Raw genomic sequence first — 7,638 nt, 5'->3', positions numbered from 1 at the left:
CGGATTTCCCCTGCACATCACCAACCCGAGCTATGGTAAGCCGGAACCAAGGCAATTCTTCGATCGTCGGTTGTTGTGGCGGTGTCCAGAAGATCTTGGAAAGGATGTCGCGGCTGTGCCGCCCCTGGACCGCGATGTTGTGCAACTGGTCCGTCGAGTTACGCACCCAGACATTCATATTTCGCTTTAGTGCCTGTTCCTGCAGCCACAATCCGCTGGTGTCGTTGCCTCCAATCCAGCGGAAATTGGTCTCACCCAGCCGGTAGACCGTGCCATCGTCTATCATACCTCCATGTTCGTAGCACATGGCCGTATAGACGACCTGACCAACGCTCAGTTTTTTCATGTTGCGGGTCACGCAAAGCTGCATCAGCTCTTCTGCGTCAGGTCCGACAATCTCGTATTTCCGCAGAGGGCTCAGGTCCATGACGGCGACCTTATCCCGGCAGGCCCAGTATTCAGCAATGGCACCATGATTGGTCATCGTGTTGGGCAGCCAATAGCCGTTGTATTCGACGAAATCACGGGTGTGCCGTCCAAAGCACTCGTGAAATGCTGTTTCCTTAGTTTCTTCCACATCCGCCTCCGCAGATTTTCTATAGCCGTAGGATCGTGTAAAATCCTCGGTCGCCTTGTAGGTTCGCACTTGAACATCGGTTGGGTTCCAGCCGTTTGCCGGATCGATGTCACAGGGACATCCAGTGCTGACGCAGACCAAATCAGTCAGTGCCCGCAGCAGGACGAAATCACCGGGGCGAGACCAAGGATCGTCCATGCCTATTGCATTGGTGTCGTCCAGTATTGTGTTGAAAAAGAAGTTGATCGCAGGCCATCCACCACGCGGTTTAATGCCATACTGATCCAGATCCTTGTTGATGTTTTCCGAGCAGTTCACGTGGCCCGGATATCCAAGATCTTCGTAGTATCGCGCCGTGCACGCGAGACCGAAAGTGTCATGGCGCCCGCACGTATCCTGAACGATCTCGATCAGAGGTTCCTGGTCGACCGACCAGTACTTCGAGAATATGCCCGGTTGTGGATACAAGCTACCCATCAGGCTGCGGGTCGTTGTCGGGTCGATTTCGCGCTCGATCCCCTGATCCAGTGCGCGGCGGCTGAAGGCTTGAAAATCCGAGCACTCTCGTCCACGAACATCCACGATCTGAATGAATTCGCCTGCCTTGACCTCATAAGACTTGGCATTGCCGGGCTGAATGTTGATGTCCTTCAGAGGATCAGCCAACGGATCAGGTGGGCCGACAAGGGGCTTTTCCAATCCGGGTGCAGAGCGCTGAATATACAGGATGATATCCGTGGGCGGGTTGTTGTCCTCTGGACGCATTGCCATGCCAGGTGCGGCGACAATCAGAAGACCATCACTTTCCACCACGAAATGAACCATATCTCCGGGACGAGACCCATCGGTGAATGCGCGAATTGCGTCGCCTTTTCCGATGTCGAAACCCGCGACTTCCAAAGCTTGCAGTACCTTTTTCCCCGAAGCGGAACCATTTGCCAGCGTAGCAATCAACCCTTCGGGCCGCCCATGCCCCTGCGTGCCCAGCATGGCCGCATCGGAACTCCGGTCAGGGGCAAAGAAGACCATTTCCGCTGGTTGCATCCCATCGCGATCCAGCAGCGTTATGGTATCGCCCTTGGATACCGGAACAGCGCGTGACCCCATTCCGGGGACCGGGTGGCGCTCTGTCCCATGCGGCAGGATTGGAAGGCCGGGGGCCAGAACTCCGCTGCGTTCGAATGGCACTTCGAAAACCGGCTTAACATTCATAGTGCTTCTTCCTGAATGGCTTGGGTTGCACCGCGGTGGGTGACCACCAAGAGGCATCCCGCCTCGGTGCGTGAATAGTGGCTGGACCCCGCAGCAAGGCTGACAAAGTCGCCGCTGCGATAACAAAACCCATCGTGATCGGTCAGATCACCATCGAGGACGAAGAACTCTTCTGGCCCGTGATGGATATGAGGGTTGGAGCGTGTGCCGGGCGCCATCTTCATCAGATAGCTGCCTTGCCCGGTTTCTTCATCAAAGCTGACGTTCTTCCACCAGATCTGCTCGTCTAGCAGGCCTTCCATCCGCATTGGGACAAACCCTGTATCGTCGAATCGTGCTACGGTGCGTCTGTTCTGTAGCTTTGCCATCTCAGTCGAGCCCCAGTCGTTTTTTACGCTGTTCCGCCCAGCTGCTGATGGCCATGTCAAAGGTCAGCGCCATCAGCGACACGTTCAGACCAAGGACAAAATTCTTGCCCAACTCTGTGCCTGCCAGTGTGCGCTGCAATTCCTGTCCCAGGTCCTGCGTACCGATGAACGCCGCGATGATGACCATGAAGAAGGAAAACATGATTGCCTGATTGAACCCGACCGCCATTGTCGGCAGCGCCAGAGGGAACTGCACCGACATCAGCTTTTGTCGACGGGTCGAGCCGGACATGTCGGCAGCCTCGGTCATTTCCGGCGGTACGCTGCTGAGGCCAATAATAGTGTAACGGATCAGCGGCACAGCGGCAAAGATCAGGATCGAGAAGACAACAGCCACATCGTTGACGCCGAACAACATGATCGCGGGGATCAGGTATATGAAGCTTGGAAAAGTTTGCGCGGTGTCGCAGGCCAGCAGGATGCTCTTGGACCAGCGAGTGGACCGAGCAGCGACAACACCCAAGGGGATACCGATCAGTGTCGCCAGCGCGACTGCTGAAATCACAGTGTAGAGCGTGATGACCGACCGATCCCACCAGCCCGAAAAAGCCACGATCGTAAAGAAGACTGCGGCATAGATACCGGGCCTACGACCACCGACCCAATAGGCAAAGGAAACAACCAGCAGGATGAAAGCAGGCGTCGGAATGGCAAGCAACGTGTTCCGGAACGGGATCAGAACCTTGACGTTCAGGAACCAGCGCAACCATTCGGTTGTCCCTTTGATGACATCGATTGCCAGGAATGACTTGATCACCACGTCGATTTCCTTGCCCTGGCTCAGATGCTGCTTGCGGCCGACCTCGGCCAGGATCGGGAAGATCTGCGACAGCAGAGTGAACCCAACAAACAGACCCAGCGCAATCAGTGAGGTCTGATGCCGCTTCCACCACGGCGTATCACGTTCGAAGTGAACAGGCTGTTTGACGACCCAGGCCTTGGACATCCGATCGAGCATGACGGCCAGAAGAACGATGGTCACACCAATCTCAAAAGAACGACCTAGTTTGAAGCTGCCCATCATCGCCAATAGCTTGGCACCAAGGCCGGGCATGCCGATGAAGGCGGTCAACACCACCATAGCCAAGCACAACATGATTACCTGATTAACGCCAACCAAAATCTCGGTGCGTGCGGCTGGAACATAGACATGGCGCAGCATCTGCCAACGGGTACATCCAGACATCTTGCCTGCTTCGATCACTTCGGGGCTGACCTTCTTCAGGCCCAGAGTGGTCATCAGGATCATCGGCGGGATGGCAAAGGTAATCGTCGCAACTGCACCGGCTGTTGGCCCGACTTTGAAGAAGATCACGGCGGGCAAAAGGTATGTAAAAAACGGTAGAGTTTGCAGAACGGACAAAACCGGTTTCAGCATTCTTTCGAACCAGCCGTATTTCCACGCAGCGATACCCAAGGTCAATCCCAGCAGAAAGGCCAGTGGTGCCGCAACCACAATGACGGACATTGTTTGCATGGCCATCTTCCACTGTCCGATCGCGGCGGTCCAGATGAAGGTTCCGGCCCCCAAAACGGCCAGTCTCCAACCTCCGACAGCATAGCCGATCACGGCTGCAACAGCGGCGATTGCCGACCATGGGATTGGCCCTAAATAGGGCCAGCGACGCTTGCCCTCCAAAAGGTTAGCTGATGTGTCCAACAAGAACTCAAGCGGGCCTTCAGCGATAAAGCGGGTGACGTAGATTAGGCCAAGATCGTTTTGAATGAAGTTAAAAATAGCGTCCAAAACCTGTGCAGTTGGCGGGATTGCAGCCTCTGGAATCCGGTTCAGCCATTCAGGCAGAATACCAACAGCCTTGGCAAGGATCAGCGCAATGGACGCAACCAGCAGTGCAGTAAGCACGCGAGTACGCCCCCACGGTTTGTCCGAGGTATCCGGCAGTTCAGTGGACAGTGTCGCCATCACTCGGCTCCGAGCAGAACATTCAACGCTGCGTCACGTTCCAGAACGCCGGTGACAACGCCTTTGTCATCCGCGACCGGCAACAAGATGCGGTTGTCATTGACCAAAACCCGTGCCAGTTCGTGGATGGTTGAACCGCCATTGATTGGCGCGCCTTCCAATGCGTGTCCGTTGACCGGTTTTGCCAGTCCTTTCGCGTGCACCACGCGGGCTTTGTCGATGTCCTCGGTGAATTTCGCCACGTATTCCGTGGCGGGCTTCATGATGATCTGATCCGGCGTATCGCATTGTTCTACCGCGCCATTGCGCATGATCGCGATCCGATCCGCCAGACGCAGCGCCTCGTCAAAATCGTGAGTAATAAAGACGATGGTTTTGCCCAGCATCTCTTGCAGTCGCAGGAATTCATCTTGCATTTCACGACGGATCAACGGGTCAAGGGCCGAAAACGGCTCGTCCAGAAACCAGATATCCGGCTCAATCGCCAAAGAACGGGCAATGCCGACACGTTGCTGCTGGCCGCCGCTAAGTTCGCGCGGAAAATACTCTTCACGGCCCTCAAGGCCGACCAGTTTGACAACTTCCAAAGCGCGTTCGCGCCGGTCATGGCGATCCTGGCCACGCATTTCCAAAGGGAACGCCACATTGTCCAAAACGGTACGATGCGGCAGCAGGCCAAAGGACTGAAACACCATGCCCATCTTGTTGCGCCGCAACTCGATCAGTTCGCGCTCGCTCAGGCTCATAATATCCTGACCGTCGACCTCAATGGTGCCTCCGGTGATGTCATGCAGGCGCGAGAAACAGCGCACCAGAGTGGATTTTCCTGATCCCGACAGCCCCATGATGACCAGCATTTCACCCCGACCAACCTCAATCGATACATCCTTGACCCCGGCGATGTAGCCGTCAGCGCGAATCTCGTCGAAACTGCGGTCTGCCGGCATGGACTTCAGATAGCTGTCGGGCGAGGGCCCAAACAGTTTCCAAACGTTTTTGGCTGAGATTACAGGCGCTGTGGTGGACATGGCTGCCATTCTTTCTTGTTAAGCGTGGCCTTACTGCACTGATATCAGTAAGGCCACGCAAGTTTCGTTATGTGTGGCCGAGTAATCAGCTGCAGGCGCTGATCCAGGGATCAACAACAGCACGGTTGGCATCCAGCCACTCAGTTGCCGCATCTTCCGGTTCCAGTTCGTCAGTATCGACCAGCTTTGCCATTTCCGCGATCTGCGGATTGGTGAACGAGATATTGGTCAGCACACAATACGCGGTTGGCCACTTGTCCTTCATACCATCCCATGCCGCCTTCTTCAGATAGCCGGTGGCAGGGTTGCCGCAATCATATAGCGCATCGGGGTTCGGACCTTTCGAAGGATCCTTGTCGCAGCCATCTTCCCATGCAGGGAATTCAACAAACTCACCGGGCCAGACGGCCTCGGCAAAGTTGGGTGTCCAGTTGAAGACCAGAACCGGTTTCTTATCCGCTTCTGCCGCGCCAATTTCCGCCCACAAGGCCGCCGCCGAACCCGCGTTGATAACGGTGAAGTTCAGATCCAGCGCTTCGGCACGTTCCTTACCGTGCTTCAACCAGTCAACCGGACCATCCAGATACCGGCCCTTGTCGCCGGTTTCCGCTGTTGCAAACAGGTGCGCACAGTCGTTCAGAGCTTTCCAGTCGGGCAGGCCTGGGCAGGATTCCTTGGTCCACATCGGATACCACCAATCCTCCCGCGTGACCGCATCATGATCGCCCGCATCATGCAGACCACCCTTGTCCAGCGCGGCGCGGAACGATGCACCAAACGCGCCTTCCCAGACTTCCATCTCAAGCGTGACGTCGCCCAAGCGCACCGACTCGTACACCGCCTGACTATCTGTCGTGACGTATTCGACGTTGTCGCCAATCTCTTCAAGTAGCTGGCCGGTAACGTATGACATCACGATCTGACTGGACCAGTTGTGAATTGGGATAACGATCGGATCGCTGCTGTCTTCGGCAATCGCTCCGGTGCCCGCAACTGCTGCCAAGGTTGCAGCAGAAATTAGATTTGTGAGTTTCATGTTTGCTCCCTGAGTGAAGTTCATTTTTGAATTGCGGACTCTTCCGGCCCCGAATTTGTGCATTCTGCCTAAAATCACTCCAGGCGCAGAACAGAAATTTGCGAGGCTTTGCCCACAATTTCTTGAGGCTAATCCAGTTTTTCGCTATTTTAACAGCCAGTTGCCCGATCGGGATCGAACTGATGCGGGCAAATATTTTTGATTGCGAACACGTAAAGATCGGGACCCTGCCCACGGATGTCGAAGAAAGCACCTGTTACCGGTAAGATTCTGCCGCCGCTCGATTACCTTCTGGCATTTGAGGCCGCTGCAAAGGCTCAGAGCTTTGCACATGCCAGTAAGGTGTTGAATATTTCCGAGACTGCCATCAGCCGCAAAGTGCGGTTGCTGGAACAGCATTACGATGTACCCCTGTTTGTCCGCGGGCATCGATCTGTTTCCCTGACCCAGCAGGGTGCCATTTTGTTGGCAACCGTGGAAAAATCGCTGGAGCTGATGCGGGATGTCAGCCGTGATATGCTGGCCAAACATCAGGCTAACACTGTATCGATCTCAGCTACCAATTCCGTAGCGTCGCTCTGGTTGATGCCGCAGTTGCGCAAATTCAATAAATCCAATGGCCGCATCCGTATTTCGCTGGTGTCCTCAGACAGCGATGCAGAATGCCTGTCTGACTCTATGGATCTGACGATTTTGCGCGGGGATGGCGATTGGCCCGGATATGATGCTCAGCTTTTGTTCGGGGAAACGGTTTTCCCGGTCTGTAGCCCAGAATACCTCAAAAGTAATCCGAACGCGACTGTTCTATCTGCTCTGCCAGAGTTGGATCTGATTGAAGTGACCAGCAGTCATGCGGAATGGATGACATGGCATACTTGGCTTAGCGGCAATGGAATTTCTACCGCATCTATGGAACGCGCTGTGGCCTTCAACACTTATCCTCTCTCCATACAAGCGGCAGTTGATGGTTTGGGGGTCGCATTGGGTTGGGCCCATCTTGTTGACCCGCTGCTCGAAAGCGGTGCGTTGGTCAGACCAATCCATGACGTCTCGGTGCGAACACAGTCGGGGTATTATCTTCTGAAAAGCCCAACGCACAAAACCTTTCCGGAACGCCGCATCGTAGAAGATTGGTTGTTGGGGCTTAGCGCAGGGCGCAAACGTTACGCGTGATTCGATGGTGCCATCGCGCGATAAATACCCATTTGGTCAAAGCCTCTGCAACTCCGAGGTTGACCGAAAGGAATAATTATTTACCTTAAAGAAAGTTTTCGATTCCTCTCCCGGTCGCATATGCGGGCGGGTTTGAATTCGTTCGACCTACTTTGCACGGAGCCCAGAACCCAATGAGCTATAAATCCGACATCGAAATCGCCCGCGAAGCGAACAAGAAGCCGATTCAGGAAATCGGTGCCAAGATCGGCATCGATTCT

The 7,638-nt window shown here is 54.9% G+C and carries 6 protein-coding genes; 1 reads left to right on the top strand and 5 read right to left on the bottom strand.

Annotation, left to right across the window (positions count from 1 at the left end):
- The 5 genes from ACR1XY_RS23800 to ACR1XY_RS23780 form a co-directional block, all read right to left on the bottom strand.
- Window positions 1-1,789, bottom strand: a 1,789-nt coding sequence (locus ACR1XY_RS23800) for a DUF1989 domain-containing protein (protein WP_480597194.1), incomplete at its 3' end; no start/stop codon positions are given.
- Entirely contained in the window at window positions 1,786-2,157 is a 372-nt protein-coding gene (locus tag ACR1XY_RS23795; protein WP_480597191.1) for a cupin domain-containing protein, read from the bottom strand. The genes ACR1XY_RS23795 and ACR1XY_RS23800, both read right to left, overlap by 4 nt.
- A gap of 1 nt (window position 2,158) precedes the next feature.
- A complete protein-coding gene (locus tag ACR1XY_RS23790; RefSeq protein WP_480597187.1) occupies window positions 2,159-4,141 on the bottom strand; it encodes an ABC transporter permease in 1,983 nt (660 codons plus the stop codon).
- Window positions 4,141-5,169, bottom strand: a complete 1,029-nt coding sequence (locus ACR1XY_RS23785) for a quaternary amine ABC transporter ATP-binding protein (RefSeq protein WP_480597185.1) — start codon at window positions 5,167-5,169, stop codon at window positions 4,141-4,143. The genes ACR1XY_RS23790 and ACR1XY_RS23785 overlap by 1 nt, the downstream gene beginning before the upstream one ends.
- 85 nt (window positions 5,170-5,254) lie before the next feature.
- Entirely contained in the window at window positions 5,255-6,205 is a 951-nt protein-coding gene (locus ACR1XY_RS23780) for an ABC transporter substrate-binding protein (RefSeq protein WP_480597182.1), read from the bottom strand.
- Between the two features lie 237 nt (window positions 6,206-6,442).
- Between ACR1XY_RS23780 and ACR1XY_RS23775 the strand changes: the two genes are divergently transcribed.
- Window positions 6,443-7,378, top strand: a complete 936-nt coding sequence (locus ACR1XY_RS23775; RefSeq protein ID WP_480597180.1) for a LysR substrate-binding domain-containing protein — start codon at window positions 6,443-6,445, stop codon at window positions 7,376-7,378.
- Window positions 7,379-7,638: the final 260 nt, after the last annotated feature.

The organism is Ruegeria sp. AD11(2025), from assembly GCF_056542405.1.
This window is presented reverse-complemented; position numbering and strand designations above follow the sequence as displayed.